Genomic DNA, 26,206 nt, shown 5'->3' on the forward strand with positions numbered 1-26,206 from the left:
GCCCCGGCGGGCACCGCCTCAGCTGCCGGCCGTGGCGCGCTTGACCGACATCAGGCCCAGCGTGGCCGGCGCGGCGTAAACCGCCACCTTGCCGAGCCTGCGCAGCGCGTCGCGACGGCGCTCGTCGGTGGCGGCGATCCGGTCCTTGGTCTTCTGGTCGTCACTGGCAGACATTCTTATCCCCGACAGATGCGTTGCAGTGCCGCCGGCGGCACCGCGAAATCCTTCCGGACGTGAGCGCGCAGCCAATCCCCTGCTCGACAGACGTCTCATCCCCTTCAGGCACATCGCGCGATGGCGCGGCAAAAGGGGGTCGCGCACTATCGTACCGTCCCGAAGGGCTGTCCAGTACCCGGCACGATTTCCTCGCACGGGTTTGACGCGGTGCGCAGGACCGCAGCGGGAGGCAAGGCGCCACCGGAACGACATGTCCCTGCCGAGGGCGGCGCGTGCCCGGATTCAGCTGGCGTGGGCGGCGCGGGTCATCATCATCAGGCTCACCGTCGCCGGGACGGCATAGGCGGCGGTGCGCCCGAGACGGCCCAAGGCGGCGCGGCGCCGTTCGTCGGTGGGCGCCACCGGCACGGCCGGAGCCGGGGTCTCGCATTCGGCGGGTGGAACGGGCAGCTCGGACATCGCCAGGCTCGCAAAAAGTTCGGCGACGGGATGGCCGGGCCGAAGAGTGCGGCAATATTGTACCCGCCCATGGGCCGCGTCAATCATCGCTCGCCCGCCCCCGCGCATGGCTATTGCCCGGGCCGGCGGACTGAAATACCGGTGGCGCGGTGGCGAGCGGAAGAGGGGTGACATGCCGAGCCAGCGTCCGGCCGTCGAGGGTCTCCGCCGGCTGTGCGCCCTGCTCTCGCCGTTCTCCGCCCGCGAGACGCTGCTGGCCGACTGGCCCGCGCCGGCGATGTGGCCGTCAATCGTCGCGCAGGCCGACACGCATCGGCTGATCCCGGCGCTTGCCGTCGCCCTCGACCGCCTCGACGCCGCCGACCGGCTCGATCCGGAAGCGGCCGAGCTGCTGGCGCGCATCGCCGCGTGGAACGCGGATCGCAATGAGGGTCTCCGGCGGCAGGTGCACGGGTTGAGCCGCGCCTTCAACGCGGCCGGGCTGCAGCCGGTCTGGCTGAAAGGGGCGCTGGCGCTGCTGCCGGCGGCGGGGCACGCCGGCGGGCGCATGATGCTGGACCTCGACGTCTGGCTGCCCGACGCGAAAGACTAGCGCGCCGGCATCGACGTGCTGGAAGGCCTCGGCTATCGCCACGCTGTCGACACGGATGACCGCGCCAGCCAGCACTATCCCAGCTTTTTCCATCCCGACGAGATGGCGCGCGTCGAACTGCACCGCGCCATCCTGCGTCCACGCGACAGCGCTCTGCTGCCGCCGATGGAGGCAGCGGCCGGAATCGAGTGGCAGGAATGGGAGGGCACGCATATCGGCCGGCTGGACGCGCTCTCGCGGGCGCTGTGCTCCTTCTACCAATGCACCCGCCCCGAATATCGACCGATCACGGCGAGCGAGGTGCCGTTGATGAAAGCGTTCGATTTCGTCGGGCGCATCCATGCGGATTTCGGCGGGGTGCTGCCGCCCGCTTTCCTCGAGCGCGTCGCCATGGCCGGCTGGGAGCCGGCGGCGCGGCGCTTCCTGACGCTGACCGACGTCTATTTCGGGCTTCCCAATCCACTCGCGCCCGATCTCGCCTATATCAGGGCGGTCGAGCGGCGTGCCGGGAGGCCGCGCTGGCACCTCACGCTGCGAACCATGCGGACCCTGCTGACCGCGCGGGGATGGGAGATGGTGCGGCATCCCTGGCGGGCGCCCGGCCAGTTCGCGACCTATGTCGGGCGCCTGTGGGCGCCGGGCGGGGCGCCGCGTTTCTAGCGGCACGGGAGGCCGCCTGCGCAAGAAGCTCGTTGTCGAGCCGGGCCGCGCGGCCTATCACGCGACGGTTCACTCCAGGTGGGGGCACCTGCCCGCCGCCGACCGCCGGGCTGGGCCGGATTGCGAGGCCTCTTCGTCTCCATCCACCGCGCCCTCGCCGCCAGATTGCAAAGGCCCGCCCCCATGGCCGTGACGCTGCTCATCTTCCTCCTCGTCTATGTCGCCATGGGCTTCGGCAAGCTGCCGGGGTTCAAGGTGGACCGCACCGGCGCGGCGGTGGTCGGCGCGCTGGCGATGATGGTGGCGGGCAGCATCGGCACCAAGGCGGCGTGGGATTCCATCGACTATGCCAGCGTCGGCATGCTGTTCGGGCTGATGGTGGTGTCGGCGGCGTTCCTGGTGTCGGGCTTCTATGACTGGACCGCCCAGCGCGTGGCGCTGCTGCCGGTGAGCGCGCCGGTGCTGCTGGCGGTTCTCGTCGGCGTCGGCGGCGCCCTCTCGGCCCTGCTGACCAACGACGTGGTGGTGGTGGCGATGACGCCGCTTCTGGTGTCGCTCACCTTGGCGCGCGGGCTCAACCCGGTGCCGTTCCTGCTGGCGTTCTGCTTCGCCGCCAATACCGGGTCGGCCGGCACGCTGATCGGCAGCCCGCAGAACATGATCGCCGCCCAGCAGCTCGGCCTGTCGTTCAACGGCTTCCTCGGCATTGCCGGCCTGCCGGCGCTGGCCTCGCTGCCGCTGGTCTGGGGCATCGTGGCGCTGATCTATCGCGGCCGCTGGACGCTGCCGGCGAGCCCCGGCGAATCGGTGCCCGTGCCCGCGCCGGGACCGGTTCGGCTCGACCGGCTGGAGACGGCCAAGGCCGCCCTGGTGACGCTCGGCGTGGTGCTGGCCTTCATCCTCAGCGACTGGCCGCGCGAACTGATCGCGCTGGGCGCCGCCGGCGTGCTGCTCATCAACCGGCAGATCGCCTCGCGCGACCTGCTGCGGCACATTGATGGCGATCTTCTCCTGCTCATCATGGGCCTGTTCGTGGTCAATGCGGCGATGGCCGCCACCGGGCTGCCGCAGGACCTGCTGGACGGGCTGCGCGCGGCGGGGTTGAACCTCGACGATCCGCTGGCGCTCTATCTGGTCGGCGGCATATTGAGCAACATCGTCGGCAACAATCCCGCCGTCATGCTTCTCATCCCCTTCCTCACCCCCGGCGGCGACGCCGAGGCGCTCGGCGCCGCGCTGGCGCTGGGCACCGGCTTTTCCAGCAATCTCATCGTGTTCGGCAGCCTCGCCGGCATCATCGTGGTGGAACAGGCCGCCGCCTGCGGGGTGCGCATCTCCTTCGGCGAGTTCGCCCGCGCTGGCGTGCCGGTCACGCTGGCCTGCATGGCGATGGCCGCCGGATGGATCGCCCTGATCGGCTACTGACGCCTTACTGGTCGACGTGGCAGGTCAGTTCGTGCCGGCCATCGGGCAGTGTGCGCGTCGTCAGGCGGTCGGCGAGGCGGGTCATCAGCGCGAGAACCACGCCGTTCATGAGCGCATCCTCGTCGGCATCCTCGTCGAGGGTGGGCGCGGGCCCCGGCTTCAGCGGGCGGCCGCGCCACAGGAAGCTGAGTTCCAGCGCGTATTCGTCGAACCGCGCCGCCACCGCAACCGGCATGTCCGGCGAGAGATTGGTCGCCGCTTCGGCGAATTCTTCGGCGATGCGCGACAGCCTCAGCACGGCTTCCGCCCGCGCGCCTTCGCTGCCGCCGGTCTCGGCCAGAAACGCCTGCAGCGGCGCGGCGCCCTGCGCCGGGCTCCAGCTCAGCCGGTACGCCTTCCGCGTGCCGATGCGGAACAGCGCGTTCAGCAGCAGCGCGGTCAAAAGGCCAAGCACCAGCGACGAGGTGATGAGCGGTTGCAGCTCCGGCGGCAGGTGCTGGGTGTAGAAGCCGCGCATTTCGTCGAAGGACAGGCCCAGAAACAGGCCGAGGCCGATCGCGAGCGTCCGCCGCGCATCGAGCATGCGCTGGCCGAGAATGGCGATGCCGGACATCACCACGAAGGTGGAAGCGAAGAGCAGGGCGGCGCCGAGCACGCCCTGCGGCACTTTCAGCAGAAGTTTCGCGGCCTCCGGCAGGAAGGCGAGGATCATCCAGCCGACGCCCACGCCGATGGCGACCCGGCGCGCCAGAACCTCGGTCGCCTGGGAAAGGCCGACGCTGGCCGAATAGGTGTTTAGTCCCATCGTGCCGATCACGCCGGCGACCAGCGTGCCGATACCGTCGGCAAGCACGCCCGCCTCGATATTGGCGTAGGCGGGCCGCTTCCAGTCGCGATCGTTGATCTTCTGGCTGGCGACCATGTCGCCGAAGCCGCGAAGCGTGCAGGCGAGCGCCCCGACCAGGAAGCCGGGGATCAGCGCCAGGTCGAAACGTGGCGTGACCAGCGGCCAGACGATGCCACGCGGCGTTAGCGTGGCGGGGGCGACAGGCGCGATATCGGCGGGCTGGACCGCGAGGTGCAGCGCGATCCCCACCGCCAGCCCGGCCAGCACGGCGACGGAACGCAGCCGCGCGCCGCCCCACAGGGCGAGGCCGATCATGACGGCGAGCGCCGCCAGCGCCGGGCCGGTCTCCGCCGCTGCCAGCGGGTGCGCGGTGCCGTGGCCGACAATGAGCTTGTACGCGACGATGCCGAGGATGATGCCGATCATCAGCACGGTGAGCCCGACGATCTCCACCGGTAGAAACGGCCGCAGCCGGCCGATCAACCGGCTGAGCACGATTTCGGTGAGGCCGGCGGCGATGGTGAGCCCGGCGACGGCTTCCAGCCCGCCCTGGCGCGCCACGGCGAGCGCCGCCGGCAGATAGGCGGCCGTGAACACCGCCGGCAGCAGGAAGCCGCTGCCGATCTGCGGCAGGCCGAAAAGCCGCCCGCCCCAGCATTGGACGAGCGTCGCCACGCCCATGGCGAGCATGCACAGCTGGAGATAGCGGGCCTGGAATTCGGGGGTCGCGCCGGCGGCCTGCGCCACCAGCAGGGGAAACACCAGCGTGACCGCCATCAGCCCCATATGCTGCACGACCGCCGTCAGCAGCACGGCGGCCGGGGGGCGTGAATGCAGGTCGTAGCGCGCGGTCATGCGGGCCTGCGGTGCGTGGCGCCGCGAGGGAGCGTTGCCGGGAACAGGACTTAGCCCGAAAAAACCGCCGCCGCCAACTGTCCCATGCCGCCGACTTACGCAGGGGCAATGTTCGGGCCTGACGCTGCCCGTCGCCCTGCGCTAGCGCCGCTTGAACGCGTCCATCAGGGCGGCGCCGAGGGCGCCCTGCGGGGCTTCGCGCGGCTCCCGTGCCGGCGGGCGGGCGGGCCCGCGCGGGCCCTGCGGCTTGTCGCGGTTGGGGGTGTCGCGGTTGGGATTGTCGCGGTTCTGCCCCGGGCCGCGTTCGCCCTGCGCGGCGGAAGCGGCGGCGTCGCGGCGCATGGAGAGCGAGATGCGCTTGCGCTTGAGGTCGATCTCCAGCACCCGCACCTTCACCACGTCGCCGACCTTCACCACCTCATGGGCGTCCTTGACGAAGCGGTCGGCGAGCTGGGAGACGTGGACCAGCCCGTCCTGATGCACGCCGATATCGACGAAGGCGCCGAAGGCGGCGACATTGGTCACCGTGCCTTCCAGCTCCATGCCGGGCTTCAGATCCTTCATGTCGTCGATGCCGTCGGCGAAGGTCGCGGTCTTGAAGGCCGGGCGGGGGTCGCGGCCGGGCTTGTCGAGCTCGGCGATGATGTCGCGCACCGTGGGCAGGCCGAAGCGCTCGTCGACGAAGGCGGCGGGGTTGAGCCCCGACAGCGCCGCGCTGTCGCCCATCAGGCTGCGCAGATCGCGCCCGCAGGCGGCAACGATCTTGCGCGCCACGCCATAGGCTTCCGGGTGCACCGAGGAGGCGTCGAGCGGCTCATTGCCGTCGCGGATGCGCAAAAATCCCGCGCATTGCTCGAAGGTGCGCGGGCCGAGCCGGGCGACATCCTTCAGCTGCTTGCGGCTGGCGAAGGGGCCGTTGGCGTCGCGATGGGCGACCACGGCCTCGGCCAGCGCCGTGCCGAGGCCCGACACCCGCGCCAGCAGCGAGGCGGAGGCGGTGTTGAGGTCGACGCCGACCGCGTTCACCGCATCCTCCACCACCGCATCGAGCGCGCGGGCGAGGTGGTACTGGTCGACATCGTGCTGGTACTGGCCGACGCCGATCGACTTCGGGTCGATCTTGACGAGTTCCGCCAGCGGGTCCTGCAGCCGGCGGGCGATGGAGACCGCGCCGCGCAGCGACACGTCGAGGCCGGGAAATTCCGCCGCCGCGAGTTCCGAGGCGGAATAGACCGAGGCGCCGGCTTCCGACACCACGACCTTGAGCGGCCGGGTGCCGCTGTCCGACGGCGGCAGGGCGGCCAGCAAGTCGGCCACCAGCTTTTCCGTCTCGCGCCCGCCGGTGCCGTTGCCGATGGCGATGAGATCGACGCCATGCGCGCGGATGAGGCGGGCCAGCTCTGCCTGCGTGCCGCGCACGTCGTTCTTCGGCTGGAAGGGATAGACCGTGGAGGTGGCGAGCAGCTTGCCGGTGCCGTCCACCACCGCGACCTTCACCCCGGTGCGGATGCCGGGATCGAGCCCCATCGTGGTGCGCGAGCCGGCCGGGGCGGTGAGCAGCAGGTCCTTCAGGTTGCGGGCGAAGACGTCGATCGCCTCCTTCTCCGCGCGCATGCGCAGCTCGGTCATCAGGTCGAGAGAGAGGTGCAGCGACAGCTTCACCCGCCAGGTCCAGCCGGCGACCTCCATCAGCCACGCATCGCCGGGTAGCCTGTCGCCGATGGCGTAGGCCTCGCCGATCATCCGCACCACCGGCTTGAGCGGGCGGGTGTCGTCGGCGTCGACCTCGATCTCCAGCGCCAGCACGTCCTCGTTGCGCCCGCGCAGCATGGCGAGCGCGCGGTGGCTCGGGGCAGTGGCCCAGCGCTCGACATGGTCGAAATAGTCGGAGAACTTGGCCCCCGCCTCCTCCTTGCCGGTCACCACGCGGGCGTGGAGATTGGCGTTCTGCCGCAAATGGCCGCGCAGCCGGCCGAGCAGATCGGCATTCTGCGCGAACTGTTCGGAGAGAATATCGCGCGCGCCTTCCAGCGCCGCCTTCACATCCGCCACCTCGTCGGTGAGGTAGGCCTTGGCGACGTCCGCCGGCACGGCGGCGCGGTCGGCCAGAATCGCCTCGGCCAGCGGCCCGAGGCCGCGCTCGCGGGCGATCTCCGCCCGGTTGCGGCGCTTGGGCTTGAAGGGCAGGTAGATGTCCTCCAGCTCCGCCTTGGTGGTGGCGGCACCGAGCGAGGCTTCCAGCTCCGGGGTCAGCTTTTCCTGCTGGCGGATGGAGTCGAGAATGGCGGCGCGCCGCGATTCAAGCTCGCGCAGATAGATCAGCCGCTCGCCCAGCAGGCGCAGCTGCGTGTCGTCCAGCCCCCCGGTCGCCTCCTTGCGGTAGCGCGCGATGAACGGGACGGTGGCGCCCTCGTCCAGCAGGGCGATGGCGGCTTCCGCCTGCGCCGGGCGCGCATTGATCTCGCCGGCAATCTGGCGGGCGATGGAGGTGGCGAGGGTGCGGGGGTCGGTCATGCGGGAACACGGAATCGCTTGAGGGGGTGGCGAGACCATATTCATTCGGGCGCCGGAAGGCCACGCCGCGACCTCCGGCGGCGTGGCTTGTGGATGGAAGCGCTGCCGTCAGCGGATGAGCGGCAGATAGTGGTGGGGCTGGCGCATGGTCACCAGATCCTTCCGCCGCACCACATTGGTGGGGTAGGGCGTGTCGAGATTGCTGGTGTCAATTTCCGCCGTCACCACGCCCTCGCCGGCGGTAAGGATCGCCTCGCGGCGGGGAAACTCGAAGGTATCCGGCCCGAACACCCCGCTCTTGCCGCCATAGCCGGACGCCTCGTCGAGCACATTGGCGAAGGCGAGATGGACGTTGTTCTCGCCCGCCCGCGCCCGCATCAGGTGCCAGTGATGCGGATCGGCACCGGTGGGGATCGGGTAGTTCTGCGCAATCGCCGTGCCGGCATGGGCCGACGTGAGCGCCCCGCGCAGCGCCGCCGGGCAGAGGATGAGATCGCAGCCGCGCAGCGCCAGCACGCGCCCGGCCTCCGGGAAGGCGGCGTCGTGGCCGATGAGCAGGCCGATGCGGCCGAATGTGGTGTCGAACACGCCCCACTCGCTGCCCGCGCTCGCCCAATTATGGTCCGAGGCGTCGAGATGGGTCTTGCGGTAGCGCCCGATCACCCCCTGCGGCCCGACCAGCACGGCGGCATTGTAGAGCGTGCCGTCCTCCTCCTCCGCAAGGCCGGCGGCGAGGTGGACACCGTAGCGGGTGGCGATGGCGACGAGGCGGGCTACCGCCTCGCCGTCCAGCGGCACAGCGGCGGGCGCGTCGAGGCCGGTGACGGCGCGCTCGGGGAACACCACGAGCTCGGCCCCGTCGGCGCGGGCCTCGCGGGCCAGCTGCTCGATGCGCTCGAGATTGGCGCTCATGTCGCCCGTGGGGGCGAACTGCGCCACCGCGACCTGCGAGCGGCGGCCCTTGGGCAGCGGGCGGTGGCCATACAGGGTGAAGAAGTCGAGCGGGTTCCAGGTGAAGGTGTTGGTCGGCAGCTCCATATAGAGCTCCGGCCGGCGCTGCTCGAACACCGGCTCGCCGAGCATGCGGCGGGCACGGGCGCGCTCCAGGTCGATCTCCACGCAGGCGACGCCGTCGCCGCTGTCGATCACCGCCTCGATGGCGCCGTCCGGGCCGATGACGCAGCTGCCGCCGGAGAACTGCACCGTGCGCTCCAGCCCCCAGCGGTTGGATTCGATGAGGTAGCAGCTGTTCTCCACCGCGCGGGTGATCCAGTAGGGCGCGGGGGTGCGCTCGGCCAGCCAGTTGGAGATGTGGCAGATGATGTCGGCGCCGCCGAGCCCGACCACGCGCGCGGTCTCGACGAAATGGATGTCCATGCACACCAGCATGGCGATGCGCCCGACAGGCGTGTCGAACACCGCATGGCCGAGATCGCCCGGCGCCGACCATTTCGGCTCGGAAATATAGGGGTGGGTCTTGCGGTGAGTGCCGACGACGCCGTCCGGGCCGATGAGCACGGCGGCATTGTAATAGAGGTTGGTCGCCGGATCGACCTCCGGCATGCCGATGACGATGTAGCAGTCCTGCGCGCGGGCGATTTCCCCGAAGCGCTCGGTGGTCGGGCCGGGGATCGGCTCGACGAAGGGGGCGACCTCGGCGCGGTCGAACCAGCAATAGCCGGTCGTGCCCATTTCCGGGGTCACGATGAGCCGCGCGCCCTCGCCGGCGGCCTGCGCGACCAGCGCGGCAAGGCGCGCGATATTGCGCTCCTTCTCGAACATGGTCGGCTCGAACTGGACGGTCGCGACCTTGAGCGGCGTGGTCATCGAAAAGTCTCCGGGCATGGAGGAGCGTTCGGCGCCCGGCCGGTTGAGGCGGCGGGCCCGGAATGTCGCTCGGATGGCGGGCGATGCGGTGTCAGGCGCTCATGGCCGGGACTGGCCCGGCCATAAGGGTGGTCCTGCTCAGGCCGTGAGGTACGACTTCAGGATGGAGGCGCCCATCGTGTATTTGGGGTCAACCATGTTGCCGAGCCGCACGCGGCCGCACTGGGTGAGCAGCATGTAGGCCTCGATCTCGTCGAAGCCGTAATCGGCCGCCATCCAGCGGATGAGGTCGCGATAGGCCATGCGGGTGGCGTCTTCCATCGGCCGGGTGGAGCCGATGGACATGATGAAGTCCTCGGTCTCCAGGCGCGGCGTATGGATGGTCCAGCCCTTGATGAGGTCGATCTGGATGGTGGTGACGGTGGGGTGCTCCAAAGCGACGCCGCACAATTCGCCATCGCCCTGGGTGGCGTGGCAATCGCCGAGATAGAGCAGGCCGCCGGCAATGTTCACCGGGAGATAGATGACCGCGCCGATGCCGACATCCGGCAGGTCCATGTTGCCGCCGTAATAGTCCGGCTGCAGCGAGGTGATCGCCTCGATCTCCGGCGACGTGCCGATGGTGCCGATGAAGGGCACGTAGGGCAGGGTGATCTTGTCGCTCCACTTGGTGCCAGTCTGCGCATCGACATGGAGCTTCTTGACCCGCACCGGCAGCGGCGCGTTCAGCATCGCCGTGTCCTTGGTCGGCACCAGACCGCCGAAATCCGGCATGATCAGCGTGGTGCCCACCGGCTGCGGGCCGCGCGGCACGATGTTCTTGATGTAGACGGCGAGCGTATCGCCCTTTTCCGCGCCATTGACGAAGATCGGGCCGTTCTGCGGGTTGAGATAGGGGAAGTTCAGGATCTCCAGCGGGTTGTCGCTCTCGCTCTTGATCGCGCCCTCGAAGGCGTCATGGGTTTCCGCCGCCACCACCGCGCCGGGATCGACCCGCAGCACCGGGTCGACATAGGGGCCATAGACATAGTGGTACTTGCCCTGCTCCGCCTCGGTGAGGGAGTGGGAGGCGCCGGCCTGGCCTTTGGCGAGGCCTTTGCGTGCCATCAGGGAGTTCGCGAGCCAGGACATGATGTTCTCCTTGGATTTCCGGCTGTTGGTTCAGACGGCGAGGTGGCGGCGCATGGCCTCGCCATCGGCAAGCCCCTCGCGCGTGAGTTCGGCGACGACGCGGCCCTTGTCCATGACGTAGCAGCGCTGCGCCATTGCCCGGATCATGTCGATGTTCTGCTCGACCAGGACGATGGTGACGCCGGTGTCCTTGTTGAGCTGCACCATGATGCGGGCGATGTCCTGCACGATGTTGGGCTGGATGCCCTCGGAGGGCTCGTCGAGCAGGATGAGCTGCGGGTTGGCCACCAGCACCCGGCCGATGGCGAGCTGCTGCTGCTGCCCGCCGGACATGGTGCCGGCGCGCTGGCCCCAGCGCTCGCGCAGGATGGGGAAATAGCCGAGCACGCGCTCGCGGTCGGCGTCGGTGACGCGCCCCGTGCGCATGCCGCCCACCGCGATGTTCTCGGCCACGGTGAGGCGGGGAAACACGTCGCGGCCCTGCGGCACATAGCCGATGCCGAGCCGCGCCCGCTTGAAGGCGGAGAGCTGCTCCACCGGCTTGTCGCCGAACACGATGGAGCCTTCCATCGCCGGCACGAGGCCGATCAGGCTCTTCATCAGGGTGGACTTGCCCACGCCGTTGCGGCCGATGACGGCGACGATCTCGCCCTGGCGCACCTCGATGTCGAGGCCCTGCAGCACCGGCTTGCCGCCATAACCGGCGCGCAGGCCGAGGGTGGAGAGCATGACTTCCTTACGCATGGGGGCCTCCCGCCGGCTCGTGCGCGGTCTCGTGGGCCGTGGTCTGGCCGAGATAGATGGCGGCGACATCCTCATTGGCGACGATCTCGTCGATCGAGCCCTGCGCGAACACCTTGCCCAGATGCAGCACCGTGACCTGCTGCGCGACCTGCCGCACGAAGGCCATGTCGTGCTCCACCGCCAGCACCGTCATGCCCTCGGCATTGAGGCGCTTGACCATCTCGCCGGTGGCGTGGGTCTCCTCCGGCGACATGCCGGCGGTGGGCTCGTCGAGCAGCAGCAGGCGCGGCTTGAGGCTGACCGCCATGCCGATCTCCAGCCACTGCTTCTGGCCGTGCGACAGGTTGCCGGCGAGGCGCCGGGCATCCGCCGTGAGGTTGAGGAAGGCGAGCAGCTTTTCGATCTCCTCGCCCAGCACCGCCGGGTCGTAATGGTGCTGCATCGCGATCTCCAAGTTTTGCTGAACGCTCAGCGCCTTGAAGATGCCGGGCACCTGGAACTTCACGCTCATGCCGCGCCGGATGCGCTGGAACGGCTTGAGGCTGGTGATGTCCTCGCCGCCGAACAGGATGGTGCCGCTGCTCGGCAGGTGCTCGCCGAGGATCAACCGGAACAAGGTCGACTTGCCGGCGCCGTTCGGCCCGATGAGGCAGTGCACCTCGCCGGCCTGGAGCGTCAGGTCGACATTGTTGGTGACGTGCAGGCCGCCGAAGCGCTTGTTGAGGCCCTGGGTCTGGAGCATCGGCATCAGGCGTCTCCCGGCTGCCGCTTGGAGAAGGGCCGGGCGACGAGCCGGGCGAGGGCGAAGATGAGGCCGCGCGGCGCCAGCAGCACGGTGAGCACCAGCATGACGCCCATCACGACCAGCGCGTATTGGCTGCCATGGATGGTGAGCGCCTGGAACACGGCGAGCACGGTGACCGTGCCGACCAGCGTCGTGGTCAGGTCCGAGCGCCCGCCCACCGCGACCCAGACGATGGGCAAAGCGGCGGCGGTCATGCCCATGGAGGAGGGCGTGATGTACTGGCCCCAGCTGGTGTAGAGCACGCCCGATAGGCCGGCGAGCGCCGCGCCGATGACGAAGGTGCCGAGCTGGTATTTGCGGATGTCGTAGCCGAGCATTTCCGCCCGCTCCGGGTTCTCGCGAATGGCGACGAGCACATTGCCGAAGGGCGAGTTCACCAGGATGCGCAGGCCGAGATAGACCAGCACCAGCATGCCGAGCACGACGTAATAGAGCTGCACGTCCGGGAACAGCACGATGTCGCCGCCCGGCCAGGGCAAGGTGAGCGGCGGCATGTTGCTCATGCCGTTGAAGCCGTTGAGCCGGGCCGTGCCGATCTTCCATTCCGGCCCCGCCGTCTGCGCCATGAAGCGCTCCAGCACCAGCGTGATCGACAATGTGACGATGCCGAGGAACACGCCCGAGATGCGCCCGAAGAACAGGAAATAGCCCAGCAGCGCCGCGAACAGCGCGGCAATTGCCACGGCGAACAGCAGCGCGACGAAGGTGAAGCCGTAGGCGGCGCCGAAATTGATGGTGAGAATGCCGTAGCTGTAGCCGGCAATGCCGAAAAACGCCGTCTGGCCGAAGGAGAGCGAGCCGCCATAGCCCCAGATGAGCGACAGGCCCAGCGCCATGAAGATCCAGGTGAAGAAATACACCGTGTTGCCGACCGTATAGCCGTCCGAGAACAGCGGGTAGGCGCAGGCGCCGGCCAGCACCACGAGGAAGCCGATCCAGAAGCCGGGCCCCCGGCCCAGCGTCTGCGGGCCTTCGAGGCGGCGGAAGAAGCGTGAGAGCGCGTTCATGTGTTCGTTTCCGTGTCCGGGATCAGGCCCGCTCGCGCAGGAGGAAGCCGGAGATGCCGCGCGGCAGCACCCGGATGACGATGATGACGGCCATGAGCAGGCCGATCTGGCCGGCGAGCTGGCCGTACCAGGAGGTCATGGTCGCCTTGACCACGGCGAGCACCGCCGCCGCCGGCGCGGTGCCGAGGAACACATCGGCGCCGCCCACGACGACGGTGACGAAGGCTTCCATGATGAAAGTGGTGCCCATGGTCGGCACCAGCGTCATGGTCGGGGCATAGAGCCCGCCGGCAAGGCCCGCGAGGCCCGCGCCCAGCGCGAAGGTGAGGCTGTAGACGAGGCGGGTGTCGATGCCGAGCGCGGCGGCCATGTGCGGCACCTGAATGGTGGCGCGGGCCATGACGCCGAAGCGCGTCCAGTTGAACAGCGCGTAGAGCCCGGCAATGACCAGCACCGCCATGCCGCACAGCACGAGGCGATAGAGCGAATAGGAATAGTCGCCCACCTGGAAGCTGCCGAAGGGCGTGCCCACCCCGGCCATGGTGGAACCGAGCACGATGAGCGTGCCCTGCGTGAAGATGAGGCTGAGGCCCCAGGTGGCGACGATGGTGTCGAGCGGCCGGTCGTAGAGATGGCGGATGACCAGAATCTCCACCAGCGCCCCCACCAGCCCGGCGACGAGCGCGCCGAGGGCGATGGCGAGCGGCAGCGGCAGCCCGGCATGGGCGGCGGAGACGGTGACATAGGCCCCGCACATGATGAATTCGCCATGCGCCAGATTGATCACGCCCATCATGCCGAAGATGACGGCGAGGCCGCAGGCGGACAGCACCAGAAAGGCGAAGGCGTCGCCGAACTGGTAGAGCGCGGAGAAGGCGAGAGTTCCGACATCCATGTGCGGTGGGGCCTTTGAGTTCGGTGACTCGTATCGAGGAATGCGCGAAGGGAGACGAAACGGACGGCGACCGTGCGGGGAAGAAAGCGATCGCCCCGGCCAAGGCTGGGGGGTCTGGCCGGGGCGATGCCCGGGATGCCGCCGAGGGGAACAAGACGGCAGCCGGTTCAGTGGCGGGCGGCGCAACTATACGTCGTCATCCCGAAACGGCCGGAGGCCGTCTCCGGGATCGCATGACCATCTGGCTCGCGATCCCGGCTCGGCGCTTCGGTTGGCCGGGATGACGAAGCGCGGCCGCGTGCCACGCCGGTGTCAGGCCGTCCTGCCGTGATCCGCTCAGTTCTTCGGGGGCGGGTTTGAGGGCGTGTACTGCGCGCTCGGGTCGCTCTTGGTCAGGTCGCAGCCGGCTTCACCCAGCCAGTACGGTTTGATGCCCTCCCACACCTTCGGGAAGGTGATGGAGTGGTCCGCGCCGACCTTGGCGAGGTAGATGGTGTGCGACATGTGCTGGCTCTTCGGGTCGAGGCAGACCTTGCCCTCCGGCGCGTCCATGCAGACATCGCCCTTGGCGATCTCCTTGCGCAGGTCGTCGCGCTTGGTCGACTTCGCGCGCTCCACCATCTGCTTGTAGAGGTAGACCGCGAGATAGGAGTTCTCGGCTTCCTGGTTCACATAGGGCTCGTCCGGGAACTTCGCCTTGAACTTGGCGAAGAAGTCCTTCGAGGCCGGGGTGTCGATTTCCTCGATGTAGTTGGTGGTGACGTACATGTCCTTGAGCGATGGCGGCTTGAAGCGCTTGTGCTCATAGCCCTGGCCGACGTTCACGGAAGAAGCCATCGGCAGGTTGACGTTGGCGGAGGCGGCTTGCTCGTAATAGGAGGCCTGGGCGGTGCCGACCAGCAGCGTCACCACGAAGTCCGGCTTGGCCTTCTGGATGTTCTGGATGTTCTGCGAGAACTGCGACACGCCGAGCGGGATGAAATCCTCGCCGACCATTTCGCCGCCATTCTCCTTGACGATGTTGCGCACCCATTCGGCCGAGATCTGGCCGAAATTGTAGTCGGCGGCGAGCGTGTAGACCTTCTTGCCGTACTTTTCCATCATCCACGGGATGAGGGTCGAGAACTGCTGCTCGGGCACCGCGCCGGTGACGATCATGTTGGCGTCGCAGACGCCGCCTTCATACTGGTTGTTGTAGAAGGCAAGGCCGTCGAACTGGTTGACGATCGGCCGGTAGGCTTCGCGCGAAGCGGAGGAGAAGCCGGCGAACACCGCGTCGACCTTGTCGCGCTGCAGCACGCGGCGCATGAATTCCTGGTAGCGGGTATTGTCGGACTGGGTGTCGTAGATCACCAGTTCGAGCGGGCGGCCATCGATGCCGCCGGCCTTGTTGATCTCCTCGGCGGCGAGCTGGATGGCGTGCACCTTGCCGATGGTCGCGGCGGCGAAGTCGCCGGACTGGTCCTCGAGCACGCCGAGCTTGATCGGATCGGCGGCGAAAGCGGGGGTGAGGCTTTGCGCGGCGCCGAGCAAAAGCGTCCCCGTGAGGGCTGCGGCACGCAGCCCCCGCATGGTCTTCCCGTTCATTTTCTTCTCCTGTGAAAGGTTATCTTCTTTCCGCGCGTGGCTCCGCCGGGCGGTGCTGCATCGGTTCATCGAGGGGGCCAGCCCTCGCCGTCATGAACGTCTCGCAATAGGCCTCGAGAGTCTGCCGCGAGCGCATGCTTTCGCGCCGAAGCCATTCATAGGCCTCGTCGTCATCGACGCCCGCCTCGTTCATGCGGGCGATGATGGCCTTTACCACCGCGCGGCGGCCGCGCCGGCGGCGATCCATGTCGTCGAGCCGCGCCCGGAGGTCGCCGCGCAACAGGAACTGGTTGATGCCGAGGAACAGCGCCGTGTAGACCGCGCCGCCCTGCACCGGCTTGCGCAGGAACGCCGAGGCGCCGAGCTGGATCAGGTGCTTCAGCCGGCTCGGCGCTTCCACGCCGACGAGGCCGATCACCGGCACCGGCGGCTGGTGCGCCCCGGCGTCGATGTCGAGCGCGACCGCATTGTCGAGATCGCCGTCAATGAACAGGATGTCGCGCTCGGGCTGCAGGCTCGCGAGGTCGATCTGCGCGCGCCCGTCCACCAGCGCCGGATAGACCGCTGTGACGCCGAGCTTGCCCAGCGTCTTTTCAAGCGCCTCGACGGCGGTGAGGCTGGACGTGACGATGTGCGCCCGCCCGCCATTGAAGTTCTGGAGCAGCCGAGGTGCCATCACTTTACCACTCTCAGTGAAGAGTTGCGGGCAGCGACCGCGTAGCGCGGCGACGACTGGACGAGATAGGGGTCGGGGCGCACCGGGCCCGGCGCCTCGACGAGAATGTCGAAGCGCGCCTTCGCATTTGAAATCCCGATTCGTGGCGTGAGATAGGCGTGCAGGGTCTGCGGGTCGATGCGCACCTCGCCCTGCGGCGCCAGCAGGTGCTGGCGGGTGGCGGCTTCCTTCACCGCCTCGACGTCGTCAGTGCCGGTTTCGGCCAGCGACAGGATGAGCAGCTTCATCGCGATGTAGGAGGCCTCGGCATCGGCCGAGGTCGCCGGGCCGTCGGGAAACGTCTCGCGGTAGAAGCGGGTGAAGGCGGCATTGGCCGGCGAGGCGAGCGAGGAGAAATACACCGAGGAGGAGAGATGTCCGTCCACCGCCTCCGCGCCGATCTCCTCCAGCTCGGGCTCCGACAGCGTGCAACTCACCACCGGGAAGGTCTTGCGCTGGTCGATGCCGCGCGCGGCGCAGGCGGCGCGGAAGGCGCGGAAGAAGGCGGAGTTGCTGGTGCCGATCAGATTGTTGAACACGAAGGCCGGCCGGGCTTCGAGGATCGCCTCCACCACCTGGTCGATCTCGGTGTCGCCCACCGGCACATAGCGCTCGGCCAGCACGCGGGCGCCGCGCGCGGTCATCGCCTCGCGGAAGATGCGGGTGTTCTCCCACGCCCAGATGTAGTTGGAGCCGATGCAGAAGGCGGAGGAGCCCAGCGTCGCCAGCGCGTGGTCCACCAGCGGCAGCACGTGCTGGTTCGGCGAGGCGCCGGTGTAGATGACGTTGTTGGAGCTCTCGAACCCTTCATAATGCGAGGGATACCAGAGCAGCGCGTCATGCTTCTCGAAGCAGGGGATGACTTCCTTGCGGCTGGAGGAGGTGTAGCACCCCACCACATGGCGAACCCCGTCATGCAGCAATTCGCGGCTCAGCGCCGCGTAGCGCGCGAGATCGCCGCCCGGATTGACCACGACGGGCTCGATGGTGATGCCCGGAGCCGGACGTTCGGCAACCGCCAGCAGCGCGCCGTTCAGCATGGAACGGGGAACGACGCTGTAGGGTCCCGTCGTCGAGAACATGACCCCTATGCGGAAGTGCTTCGACACGCGTCGCTCCAACCGGGCTTCTGACCCAAACGAATCCGGGCCGAAGCCCAAAACAAAAAACGCCCGCCGGCCGTCAGGCCGTGGGCGTCGTTGCCACCAACCAGCAGCGTAGATACGCCGTCGTTGGAAATGTTGCCGAGAAGTGCTGCGACAATGGGCATCTTTGCCCGCCGCTCGTTTATTAGGCTCGCGTGAAGTTACCTCAATGTCAAGAACCTTTTTCGCGCCGTCCCCGATAGCGCCGGTCATCGAGGCCTCAGGCGGGTGCGCTCCCACCGATTCCGCGCGCTTCGGCGAGGATCCAGCCGATAAGGTCGCGCGCGGGTTCCGATACCGTGTTGCCCGGCGCCAGCCAATAGCCGGTCTCGGCGCGCGACAGCGGCGGGCCGATGGCGACCAGCGTGCCATCGGCGAGGGCGCCGTCGATAAGCCCGGCCCAGCCCAGCGCGACGCCCTGGTCGGCGATGGCCGCCTGCACGACGAGTCCATAGGTGTTGAGGCTGAGATCGCTGGCGGCCGGGCCTCGGGAAAGCCCCATGGCGGCGAACCAGTCGCTCCAGCCGAACCAGCGCGGCTGCGGCGTGCTTTCCAGATGCAGCAGCGGCAGGTTGCCGATGCGGCCGGGGTCGCCGCCGAGCCCGTGACGGGCGGCAAAGGCCGGGCTGCACACGGGCGAGATGTGTTCCTCGAAAAGCTGGACGCTTTCCGGCGGGAAGTCGCGGCGCGCGCCGAACAGCACGGCGACGTCCTCCGCCCCGTCGAGACCGGGATCGGCGCCGGCGGAGGCAATGATGTGGACATCGGTTTCCGGCTGGACGCGGCGGAAGCGGGCGACGCGCGGCATCATCCAGAAGGAGGCAAAGCCGTAATCGGTGAACAGCCGCACCACCGGCCGCCGGCTGAGGCGGCGCACCGCGCGGGCGGCGCCGTCGATCTCGGCGACCGCCGCCACCGTGGCGCGGTGCAGAACCTCGCCGGCCGGGGAGAGCGTGCTGCCGCGATGGCCGCGCACGAGAAGCGGCGTGCCGAGCTGGGTTTCCAGCTCGCGCACCACATAGCTCACCGCCGGCTGCGAAAGCCCCAGCGCGCGGGCCGCCGCAGTGATCGAACCGAGCCGGCCGACGGCCTCGAACACCCGCATCCAGCCAAGGTCGAGATGACGTTCAGACATAGAGACAGCTTATGTCGATCATCGAAAATATCGGGCTTCACAGCCCCGAACATTTAACCGCCTGATGGTCGCCATGCAAGGAAAGCCGCAGCTTCGACAAGGCGGCTGCTTGAACATCTCACGGCTCTCACTCCTTCCAGAGGTGTATCCCGATGAACCGTTTCGTGCTGGCCGCTGCTGCCGCTTCCCTCCTCCTCGCCGCCGTTCCCGCCACGGCGGCCGACGCGCCCGCCTGCAAGACCATCCGCATGTCGGACCCCGGCTGGACCGACATCACCTCCACCAATGCCATTGCCGGCGTGCTGCTCGACGGCCTCGGCTACAGCCAGGACGTGAAGACCCTGTCGGTGCCGATCGGCTATGAATCGATGAAGAACGGCAATATCGACGTCTTCCTCGGCAACTGGATGCCGGCGCAGCAGAAATTCATCGATGCGCTGAACGAGGCCAAGGCGGCCGAGGTGCTGGCCACCAATCTCAAGGGCGCCAAGTTCACCCTCGCCGTGCCCAGCTATGTCGCGGAAGGTGGGGTGAAGGACTTCAAGGACCTCGCCGCCAATGCGGAAAAGTTCGACAGCAAGATCTACGGCATCGAGCCGGGCGCGCCGGCCAACCAGAACATCCTCAAGATGATCGACGCCAATGATTTCGGCCTCAAGGGCTGGAAGGTGGTGGAATCGGGCGAGCAGGCGATGCTGGCGCAGGTGAAGCGCTCGCAGAACGGCAAGGCCTGGATCGTGTTCCTCGCCTGGGCGCCGCACCCGATGAACGAGACGTTCGACATCACCTATCTCTCCGGCGGCGATGCCTATTTCGGCGCGAATTTCGGCGGCGCCGACGTGCGCACCTTGGCCCGCACCGGCTGGGCGGCGCAGTGCCCCAACGCGGCGGCGCTGTTCAAGAACCTGACGTTCGATCTCGCCATGGAAAACACCATGATGGGCAAGATCCTCGATGACGGGCAGGACCCGAAAGCCGCGGCCAAGGCGCTGCTCAAGGCCGACCCGGCCGTGCTCGGGCCCTGGCTCGACGGCGTCACCACGCTCGACGGCAAGCCCGGCCTGCCGGCGGTCAAGGCCTCGCTCGGCCTGTGACGCATCGCGGAAGGCCGGCGCACCAGGCTTGCCGGCCTTCCCTTCTGCCGCTGTGTGGACCGTGCCGATGACCGCTCAGAACGCCCGCCCGAACATTCTCATCCTCATGGTCGACCAGCTCAACGGGACGCTGTTCCCGGATGGGCCGGCGGACTTCCTGCACGCCCCCCACCTGAAAGCGCTGGCCGCCCGCTCGGCGCGCTTCGCCAACACCTATACGGCGAGCCCGCTCTGCGCGCCGGCGCGTGCTTCCTTCATGTCCGGCCAGCTGCCGAGCCGCACGCGGGTCTATGACAACGCCGCCGAATTCACCTCGGATATCCCGACCTATGCCCACCATCTGCGCCGCGCCGGCTACCACACGGCGCTGTCGGGCAAGATGCACTTCGTCGGGCCGGACCAGCTGCACGGCTTCGAGGAGCGGCTGACCACCGACATCTACCCCGCCGATTTCGGCTGGACGCCGGACTACACCAAGCCGGGCGAGCGGATCGACTGGTGGTATCACAATCTGGGGTCGGTGACCGGCGCGGGCGTCGCCGAGATCACCAATCAGCTCGAATATGACGACGAGGTCGCCTATCACGCGACGCGCAAGCTCTATGACCTCGCGCGCGGAAAAGACGCCGCACACGCCCGGCCCTGGTGCCTGACGGTGAGCTTCACCCACCCGCACGACCCCTATGTCGCCCGCAAGCGCTTCTGGGACCTCTACGAGGATTGCCCGGCGCTGAACCCGCGGGTGCCGCCCATTCCCTTCGCGCAGCAGGACCCGCACGCGCAGCGCCTGATGCTGGCCAGCGACCATGCCGCCAGCCATGTGAGCGAAGAGGATGTGCGCCGCTCGCGCCGGGCCTATTTCGCCAACATCTCCTATATCGACGAGAAGATCGGCGAACTGCTCGACGTGCTGGAGCGCTGCCGGCTGGCCGAGGACACGCTTATCGTCTTCGTCTCCGACCATGGCGACATGCTGGGCGAGCGCGGGCTGTGGTTCAAGATGAACTTCCTGGAAGGCGCGGCGCGGGTGCCGCTGATGATCGCCGCGCCCGGCCTGCCGGCCGGCCGGGTGGAGCGCGCCGCCTCGACGCTCGACGTGCTGCCGACGCTGGCGGAACTGGTGGGGCTGGACCTTGGCGGGGTCATGCCGTGGACCGACGGCGAAAGCCTTGTCGGGCCGGCGAACGGCACGGGCGAACGCAGCGCGGTGCCGATGGAATACGCCGCCGAGGGCTCCTACGCGCCGCTGGTGGCGCTGCGCGAGGGGCCGTGGAAGCTCATCCTGTGCGAACTCGACCCGCCGATCCTCACCAACCTCGACGACGACCCGCAGGAGTTGGTCAACCGCGCGGCGGACCCGGTCTGCGCCGATGTGCTCGCGCGCCTGACGGCGGCGATGCGGGCGCGCTGGGACCTCGCCCGCTTCGACGGCGAGGTGCGTGCCAGCCAGGCGCGGCGGCACGTGGTCTATGAGGCGCTGCGCAACGGCGCTTATTACCCCTGGGATTTCCAGCCGCTGCAGAAGGCCTCGGAGCGCTATATGCGCAACCACATGGATCTGAACGTGCTGGAAGAGAACCAGCGCTTTCCGCGCGGCGAATAGGCCGGCCGGGCCTGCCAAAGGCCGGCGCCGCGTGCCGCGCCCCTCAATGTTGCGCCGCGTGACCTCACGCTATTGCGATCGACTTTCACCCGAACCTTCCGGATCAGGTGAAACAATGTCGACCTGCGCCCGTTATGCCAACAGCTTCACCGACGGGACGCGAGTGATCTCGTCAGGCGAAAGTCGATTGAAACTGGAGACATGACGCTTTCAGCTTTGTGCTGTTGTGCCGCAATGTCCCGCACTTCAAGGAACTGTGATTATGAAGAAGACCATTTCCATTCCGATGCTCGGTGCCGTTCTCGCGGCTGCTTTTGTCGGCCCGGCGCTGGCCGACACCAATCGTCCGATCATTGGCGGCAATTCCGGCTGGTCGCCGCAGACCAACCAGGCGCAGAGCTATGACCGTTCGGCCAATGATGGCTGGTCGCAACGCGGCCAGGGCACCATGATCGAGGGGCGCAACGCCGCCACGATGGAGCCGAACGTGCAGGGCGTCGAGCCCTACATCGCCAACTCGATCGAGCAGAACGCGCGCAGCACCAACTGAGTGCTCGTGATGCGGGCGCCGCACATGCGGCGTCCCACGTGAAACGGCGGCTCCGCGAGGGGCCGCCGCTTTTCGTTTGAGGCGCCCGCCTAGGGCGCGCTGCCGCCGCCGCCCGGGCGGTTCGGCGGCGAGAGTGCCAGCATGGAGGTGACCGTCTCCGGTGCCGGGCCGGCCGCAATGCCGCGTCGCGGCATGCCCTCCACGAACGGCACGAGCTGCAGCCGCGCGATCTCCAGCACCCGGCGGAGTTCCGTGACGGGCTGCGGGTGTTCGTCCACCCGCAGATCGAGGGCGCAATAATCTTCCTCGCCCTGCACGCGCAGGCTGGCAGACTGGCGGCCGCGCTTGTCGCCGCCCGCCGCGTCGCCCGCCTCCATCGCCCGCATCAGCCGCTCGTCAAGCGCCTCCCCAGCGCTGGCGCGAAAGGCGGCGGCCATAGCGGAGATCACCTCGGGGCCGGTGAGCATGTTGCCCTGCACGGCGAAGCCCTCGCCCACCTCCTGCCCGCACCAGGGCGTGCACTGGGCGCCGGTGAAGGCGGCGGCGTCGCCATGGATGTCGACCACGCCGATCTGGCGTAGCTCGCGCGAGCTGTCCTCCGCCAGCGCGTCCTCCAGCGCCGCGCGCGCGCCCTTTCCGCCGGACACGGCATCCAGCACCCCCAGCGCGAGATAGGGATTCACCCAGGACTGGGTGGAGGCGGCGCCCGTGCGGGCGCGGGTGAACGGGCACATGGAACCGACCGCCGGCACCGCCGTCGCCACGGCTACGCCGAGCAGGCCGCTGGTGGGGCAGCGGGCAACGATGGAAAAGGTCACGCAGGCACCTCCGGCTTCACACGCTCAGATGTCTTAGCACGCGCTGGCGGGCGTCCGGGTCGGTGGCGGCGCCGGTCTCGGCGATCTCGCCGCGGTCGAGCACCGCCCAGCGGTCGGCCACCGCCAGCGCGAAGGGCAGATGCTGCTCGACCAGCAGCAAGGTGGTGCCGTGGCGGTCGCGCGCGCTGCGGATGACGCCGGCGAGCCGGTCGATGACCGAGGGCTGCAGGCCTTCGGTGATCTCGTCCACCAGCAGCAGCTTCGCCCCCGTCGCCAGCGAGCGGGCCATCAGCAGCATCTTCTGCTCGCCGCCCGACAGCGTGCCGGCACGCTGCTTCAGCCGCTGCAGCAGGAAGGGGAAGGAGGCTTCCACCTCGGCCAGCGCCGCCTCGAAATCCGGGCGCCGCACCGCGAGGCGCAGATTTTCCTCCACGCTCATGTCCTGGAACAGCGCCTTTTCCTGCGCGACATAGCCGACGCCGAGGCGGGCGACGCGGTGCGGGGAGAGCCGCGTTGCCTCCGCCCCGCCGATGGCCACGCTGCCGGTCATTTTCGGCAGGAAGCCCATCACCGCCTTGAGCAGGGTCGACTTGCCCATGCCGTTCTTGCCCAGAACGGCGAGGATTTCGCCGGGGGCGATGGCAAGGCTCACCTCGCGCAGCACCACCGCGCCGGCATAGCCGCTGGAGAGGTTATCGACGGAAAGCGCGTTCATGCCGGCATCTCCTGTGCGGGGGGCGCTGCCGTCTCGTGGTCGATGCCGGCATGGCCGGAACCGGCATAGACCTGCTTGACCAGTTCGGACGCCACCACCTCGGCCACCGAGCCGTCCAGAACGATGCGGCCCTGGTGCAGCACGATGACCCGCGAGGAGATTTCCCGCACGAAATCGAGATCGTGCTCCACCAGCAGCACGCACAGGCCCTGCTTGCGGGTCAGATCGGTGAGGATGGCGCCGATCTGCATGCGCTCGGTCTTGGTGAGGCCGGCGGTCGGCTCGTCCAGCAGCAGCACGCGCGGCTCCAGCGCCAGCACCATGGAGAGTTCCAGCGCCTGCTTCATGCCGTGCGAGAGCAGATGCGCGGGCGTGGAAAGCTGCTGGTCGAGCCCGGTGGTCGCCAGAACGTGCATCGCCGCTTCCGGCAAGGGCAGCTCCTGCGCGCGGCGCCAGAGCGAGGGCCTGGCGTGGCGCACGCGGGCGATCTGCAGGCATTGCGCGACGGTGAGCGTCTCGAACACATTGGCCATCTGGAACTTGCGCCCGACGCCGAGCGCCACGCAGGCCTCCGGCGGCTTGCGGCCGATATCATAGCCATTGACCATGATGGAGCCGGCGGAGCGCTCGGCACCGTCGGCGATGCAGCGCATCAGCGTGGTCTTGCCGGCGCCATTGGGCCCGACGAGGCTGACGAGTTCGCCGGGGCGCGCCTCGAAGTCGATGCCTTCCAGCACGGTGAGGCTGCCGAAGCGCTTGACCACGCCGGCCACGGCGAGCGCCGGCCCCTCGCCGGGCGCTACCCCTTGCGTGTCCGCCGCGTCGAGCGTCGAAAGCGTGACGGAGACCGCCGGCCTCGCCGTGCGCGGGCGGATGAGGCCGAGCAGCTTGCGCGGGGCATCGAACACCACCGGCAGCAGGCCGCGCGGAAAGGCGACGATGACCAGCACGAACAGCGTGCCGATGATGAGCTGCCAGACGAAGGGATAGTCGCCGGCGAGCTGCGCGCTCTCGTAATCCACGATCAGCGCGCCGAACACCGGGCCGAGCAGCGTGCCGCGCCCGCCGAGCGCGGTCCAGATCACCAGCTCGGTGCCGAACACGAAGCCGGCGAGCTCGGGCGCCACCACCATGGCATAGCCGGCATAGATATAGCCGGCGACCGCCGCGATGGCGGCGCAGACGAGATAGACGAGGATCTTCAGCCGCGACGTGTCGAGGCCGAGATATTTGCAGCGTTGCTCGTTCTCGCGCACCGCCACCAGCAGCCGGCCGGCGTCGCTCTTGACGAAGATGTAGGCCAGCGTCGTCACCCCGACGAGGAAGCTGCCCGACAGCCAGAACCACGCCTCCATCGACAGGTCGAAGCTCATGAAGCCGGACAGCCCGCTCGACGAGCCGGTGAAGGTGCCGCCGGAATAGAGCAACTGCGTCGCCACGATGGGCAGCACCAGCGTGATGACCGAGGCGTAGAGCGCCGAGGCGCCGTGCCAGAAGGCCAGCCAGCCGACGATGGCGGCGACCAGCAGCGCCCCGCCGACACCGAGCCCCAGCGCCAGAAACGCGTTGGAGGTGGAGAAGTCCATATGGGTGAAGACGAGGCCGGCGGCATAGGCGCCGCAGGCGAAGAACACCGACTGGCCGAAGGTGAGGATGCCGAGAAAGCCCCACAGCAGGTCCACCGTCAGCGCCACCGCCGCGTACAGCAGCGAGCGGGTGAGCACGTTGACCGAATAGGTGTCGAGCACAGAGGGCCCGGCGAAGATCGCCGCCAGCGCGAGCAGGGAAACGGCGAGGATGAGGGAAAGGCGGCGCGCTTCAGTCACGGGCGAACCCCTGCGGGCGGATGCGCAGAATGATGGCGGCAAGAACAGCGATGGTGAGCCCTCCGAGGACCGGGCTGAAATGGGTGGCGACCAGCACCTGCGCGCCGCCCAGCACCAGGCAGGCGAAGAGCAGGCTGACCAGCGAGGCGCCCGACACCAGCACCAGCATGAAGGCGTTGACCAGCCAGGGAACGCCCATGCCGGGATCGACGCTCGACAGCGGCGTGATGAGCGCGCCGGCGACCCCGGCCAGCGCCGAGCCGAGGGTGAAGGTGAGGAAGCGCACGAGGCCGCTATTGATGCCCAGCCCGCGCGCCAGATCCTCGTTCATGATGACCGCGCGCGTCTCCAGCCCCAGCCTGGTGCCCTGCAGCAGCGCGGTGAGGGCGATGCCGAGTACGGCGGCGATGCCGACAAGGGCGAGGCGGTAGGCGGAATAGCTCTCGCCGAACAGATCGAGCGTGCCGTTCAGCGGCGATTGCGCGAACTGCACGCCGCGCCCGAAGGCGATGGTGATGAGCTGGCCGATGATGATGGACAGCCCCCAGGTGGCGAGGATGGCGTCCAGCGGGCGGTTATAGAGCGGGCGCACCACGAAGCGCTCGATCGCCATGCCGACCACGCCGCCGAACAGGGCGGCGGCAGGAATGGCGAGCCAGGGGTTGAGCCCGGCCTGGGTGGTGAGGAGAGCGGCATAGCCGCCCAGCGTCATCAGCCCGCCATGGGCGAAATTGATGATCTTCATGACGCCGAACACGAGCAGCAGCCCGGTCGCCACCGCATACAGGATGGCGGCGGTCGTCACGATGTCCAGCGTCTGGCCGATCATGCGAGGGTCCTTCGGGTTGGAGGCACGTTGGGTCGAGAAGGGTCGGTCCGAAAGCACATCATCTCGAGGTGCGCGCAGCACGCGTCGAAGGATGTCGGAAGAGAGCCGCCTGCGTGTGAACATCCCTCAAAGCCCGGCGGGGCCGGGCACCTCAGGATGAACTTGCGCCTTATTGGCAAGGCGCGGGCCATCCGCGTCGTGGACGTGGCAAGGGGCAGCGGCGGGCCAGACACGGAAGCCGCCGCCCCCGG

Annotated in this window: 24 protein-coding genes; 6 read left to right on the forward strand and 18 right to left on the reverse strand. The window is 68.5% G+C overall.

Annotated elements, in window-relative coordinates; genetic code table 11:
• Window positions 1-18: 18 nt before the first annotated feature.
• A complete protein-coding gene (locus tag ACQY76_RS08500) occupies window positions 19-174 on the reverse strand; it encodes a hypothetical protein (RefSeq protein ID WP_428032445.1) in 156 nt (51 codons plus the stop codon).
• Between the two features lie 285 nt (window positions 175-459).
• Window positions 460-636: a hypothetical protein gene (locus ACQY76_RS08505; RefSeq protein ID WP_428032446.1), complete on the reverse strand. Its 177-nt coding sequence runs from the start codon at window positions 634-636 to the stop codon at window positions 460-462.
• A 172-nt stretch (window positions 637-808) separates the two neighbouring features.
• Here ACQY76_RS08505 and ACQY76_RS08510 point away from each other — a divergent pair, with 172 nt between their 5' ends.
• The 3 genes from ACQY76_RS08510 to ACQY76_RS08520 all read left to right on the forward strand — a co-directional run bounded on the left by ACQY76_RS08510 (window position 809) and on the right by ACQY76_RS08520 (window position 3,313).
• Entirely contained in the window at window positions 809-1,228 is a 420-nt protein-coding gene (locus ACQY76_RS08510) for a nucleotidyltransferase family protein (RefSeq protein WP_428032447.1), read from the forward strand.
• A gap of 15 nt (window positions 1,229-1,243) precedes the next feature.
• A complete protein-coding gene (locus ACQY76_RS08515) occupies window positions 1,244-1,888 on the forward strand; it encodes a hypothetical protein (protein ID WP_428032448.1) in 645 nt (214 codons plus the stop codon).
• A gap of 183 nt (window positions 1,889-2,071) precedes the next feature.
• Complete coding sequence (locus tag ACQY76_RS08520; RefSeq protein ID WP_428032449.1) at window positions 2,072-3,313, forward strand: SLC13 family permease; 1,242 nt, start codon at window positions 2,072-2,074, stop codon at window positions 3,311-3,313.
• A 4-nt stretch (window positions 3,314-3,317) separates the two neighbouring features.
• Here ACQY76_RS08520 and ACQY76_RS08525 read toward each other — a convergent pair whose 3' ends face one another.
• From ACQY76_RS08525 to ACQY76_RS08580, 12 genes are all read right to left on the reverse strand, one after another.
• Window positions 3,318-5,015 (reverse strand): solute carrier family 23 protein, encoded by a 1,698-nt coding sequence (locus ACQY76_RS08525; protein ID WP_428032450.1) that lies wholly within the window; start codon window positions 5,013-5,015, stop codon window positions 3,318-3,320.
• Window positions 5,016-5,156: 141 nt separating this feature from the next.
• Window positions 5,157-7,529, reverse strand: coding sequence for a Tex family protein (locus tag ACQY76_RS08530; RefSeq protein WP_428032451.1), 2,373 nt, complete (start codon window positions 7,527-7,529; stop codon window positions 5,157-5,159).
• A 108-nt stretch (window positions 7,530-7,637) separates the two neighbouring features.
• Window positions 7,638-9,356, reverse strand: a complete 1,719-nt coding sequence (locus tag ACQY76_RS08535; RefSeq protein WP_428032452.1) for a nitrilase-related carbon-nitrogen hydrolase — start codon at window positions 9,354-9,356, stop codon at window positions 7,638-7,640.
• Between the two features lie 138 nt (window positions 9,357-9,494).
• Window positions 9,495-10,487, reverse strand: a complete 993-nt coding sequence (locus ACQY76_RS08540) for an acetamidase/formamidase family protein (protein ID WP_428032453.1) — start codon at window positions 10,485-10,487, stop codon at window positions 9,495-9,497.
• Window positions 10,488-10,517: 30 nt separating this feature from the next.
• A complete protein-coding gene (locus ACQY76_RS08545) occupies window positions 10,518-11,231 on the reverse strand; it encodes an ABC transporter ATP-binding protein (protein ID WP_428032454.1) in 714 nt (237 codons plus the stop codon).
• On the reverse strand, window positions 11,224-11,979 hold the full coding sequence (locus ACQY76_RS08550; RefSeq protein ID WP_428032455.1) for an ABC transporter ATP-binding protein: 756 nt from the start codon (window positions 11,977-11,979) through the stop codon (window positions 11,224-11,226). Before ACQY76_RS08550 ends, ACQY76_RS08545 begins: the two co-directional genes overlap by 8 nt.
• The gene (locus ACQY76_RS08555; protein ID WP_428032456.1) at window positions 11,979-13,043 is read right to left on the reverse strand and encodes a branched-chain amino acid ABC transporter permease; all 1,065 of its coding nucleotides are present in this window, start codon (window positions 13,041-13,043) and stop codon (window positions 11,979-11,981) included. Before ACQY76_RS08555 ends, ACQY76_RS08550 begins: the two co-directional genes overlap by 1 nt.
• A gap of 22 nt (window positions 13,044-13,065) precedes the next feature.
• Window positions 13,066-13,938 carry an ABC transporter permease subunit gene (locus ACQY76_RS08560; protein WP_428032457.1) on the reverse strand — a complete coding sequence of 291 codons (873 nt, stop codon included), beginning with the start codon at window positions 13,936-13,938 and terminating at the stop codon, window positions 13,066-13,068.
• A 336-nt stretch (window positions 13,939-14,274) separates the two neighbouring features.
• A complete protein-coding gene (locus tag ACQY76_RS08565) occupies window positions 14,275-15,525 on the reverse strand; it encodes an urea ABC transporter substrate-binding protein (protein WP_428032458.1) in 1,251 nt (416 codons plus the stop codon).
• A 19-nt stretch (window positions 15,526-15,544) separates the two neighbouring features.
• Window positions 15,545-16,201 carry an ANTAR domain-containing response regulator gene (locus ACQY76_RS08570; protein WP_428032459.1) on the reverse strand — a complete coding sequence of 219 codons (657 nt, stop codon included), beginning with the start codon at window positions 16,199-16,201 and terminating at the stop codon, window positions 15,545-15,547.
• Entirely contained in the window at window positions 16,201-17,322 is a 1,122-nt protein-coding gene (locus ACQY76_RS08575) for a transporter substrate-binding domain-containing protein (RefSeq protein ID WP_428032969.1), read from the reverse strand. The genes ACQY76_RS08570 and ACQY76_RS08575 overlap by 1 nt, the downstream gene beginning before the upstream one ends.
• Before the next feature lie 283 nt (window positions 17,323-17,605).
• Window positions 17,606-18,520 (reverse strand): LysR family transcriptional regulator, encoded by a 915-nt coding sequence (locus ACQY76_RS08580; RefSeq protein ID WP_428032460.1) that lies wholly within the window; start codon window positions 18,518-18,520, stop codon window positions 17,606-17,608.
• Window positions 18,521-18,672: 152 nt separating this feature from the next.
• Between ACQY76_RS08580 and choX the strand changes: the two genes are divergently transcribed.
• The 3 genes from choX (at window position 18,673) to ACQY76_RS08595 (ending at window position 21,767) form a co-directional block, all read left to right on the forward strand.
• The gene (gene choX / locus ACQY76_RS08585) at window positions 18,673-19,614 is read left to right on the forward strand and encodes a choline ABC transporter substrate-binding protein (protein ID WP_428032461.1); all 942 of its coding nucleotides are present in this window, start codon (window positions 18,673-18,675) and stop codon (window positions 19,612-19,614) included.
• 67 nt (window positions 19,615-19,681) lie between these two features.
• On the forward strand, window positions 19,682-21,217 hold the full coding sequence (gene betC / locus ACQY76_RS08590; RefSeq protein WP_428032462.1) for a choline-sulfatase: 1,536 nt from the start codon (window positions 19,682-19,684) through the stop codon (window positions 21,215-21,217).
• 262 nt (window positions 21,218-21,479) lie between these two features.
• Window positions 21,480-21,767 (forward strand): hypothetical protein, encoded by a 288-nt coding sequence (locus tag ACQY76_RS08595; protein ID WP_428032463.1) that lies wholly within the window; start codon window positions 21,480-21,482, stop codon window positions 21,765-21,767.
• An 89-nt stretch (window positions 21,768-21,856) separates the two neighbouring features.
• Here ACQY76_RS08595 and ACQY76_RS08600 read toward each other — a convergent pair whose 3' ends face one another.
• The 4 genes from ACQY76_RS08600 to ACQY76_RS08615 are packed head-to-tail and all read right to left on the reverse strand — an operon-like array spanning window position 21,857 to window position 25,955.
• Window positions 21,857-22,585, reverse strand: coding sequence for a DUF1028 domain-containing protein (locus ACQY76_RS08600; protein WP_428032464.1), 729 nt, complete (start codon window positions 22,583-22,585; stop codon window positions 21,857-21,859).
• A 16-nt stretch (window positions 22,586-22,601) separates the two neighbouring features.
• On the reverse strand, window positions 22,602-23,300 hold the full coding sequence (locus ACQY76_RS08605) for an ABC transporter ATP-binding protein (RefSeq protein ID WP_428032465.1): 699 nt from the start codon (window positions 23,298-23,300) through the stop codon (window positions 22,602-22,604).
• The gene (locus ACQY76_RS08610) at window positions 23,297-25,126 is read right to left on the reverse strand and encodes an ABC transporter permease subunit (protein WP_428032466.1); all 1,830 of its coding nucleotides are present in this window, start codon (window positions 25,124-25,126) and stop codon (window positions 23,297-23,299) included. The genes ACQY76_RS08605 and ACQY76_RS08610 overlap by 4 nt, the downstream gene beginning before the upstream one ends.
• Window positions 25,119-25,955 (reverse strand): branched-chain amino acid ABC transporter permease, encoded by an 837-nt coding sequence (locus ACQY76_RS08615; RefSeq protein WP_428032467.1) that lies wholly within the window; start codon window positions 25,953-25,955, stop codon window positions 25,119-25,121. Before ACQY76_RS08615 ends, ACQY76_RS08610 begins: the two co-directional genes overlap by 8 nt.
• Window positions 25,956-26,206: the final 251 nt, after the last annotated feature.

Origin of the sequence: Ancylobacter sp., assembly GCF_965279025.1 — a bacterium.
GTDB lineage: Bacteria > Pseudomonadota > Alphaproteobacteria > Rhizobiales > Xanthobacteraceae > Ancylobacter.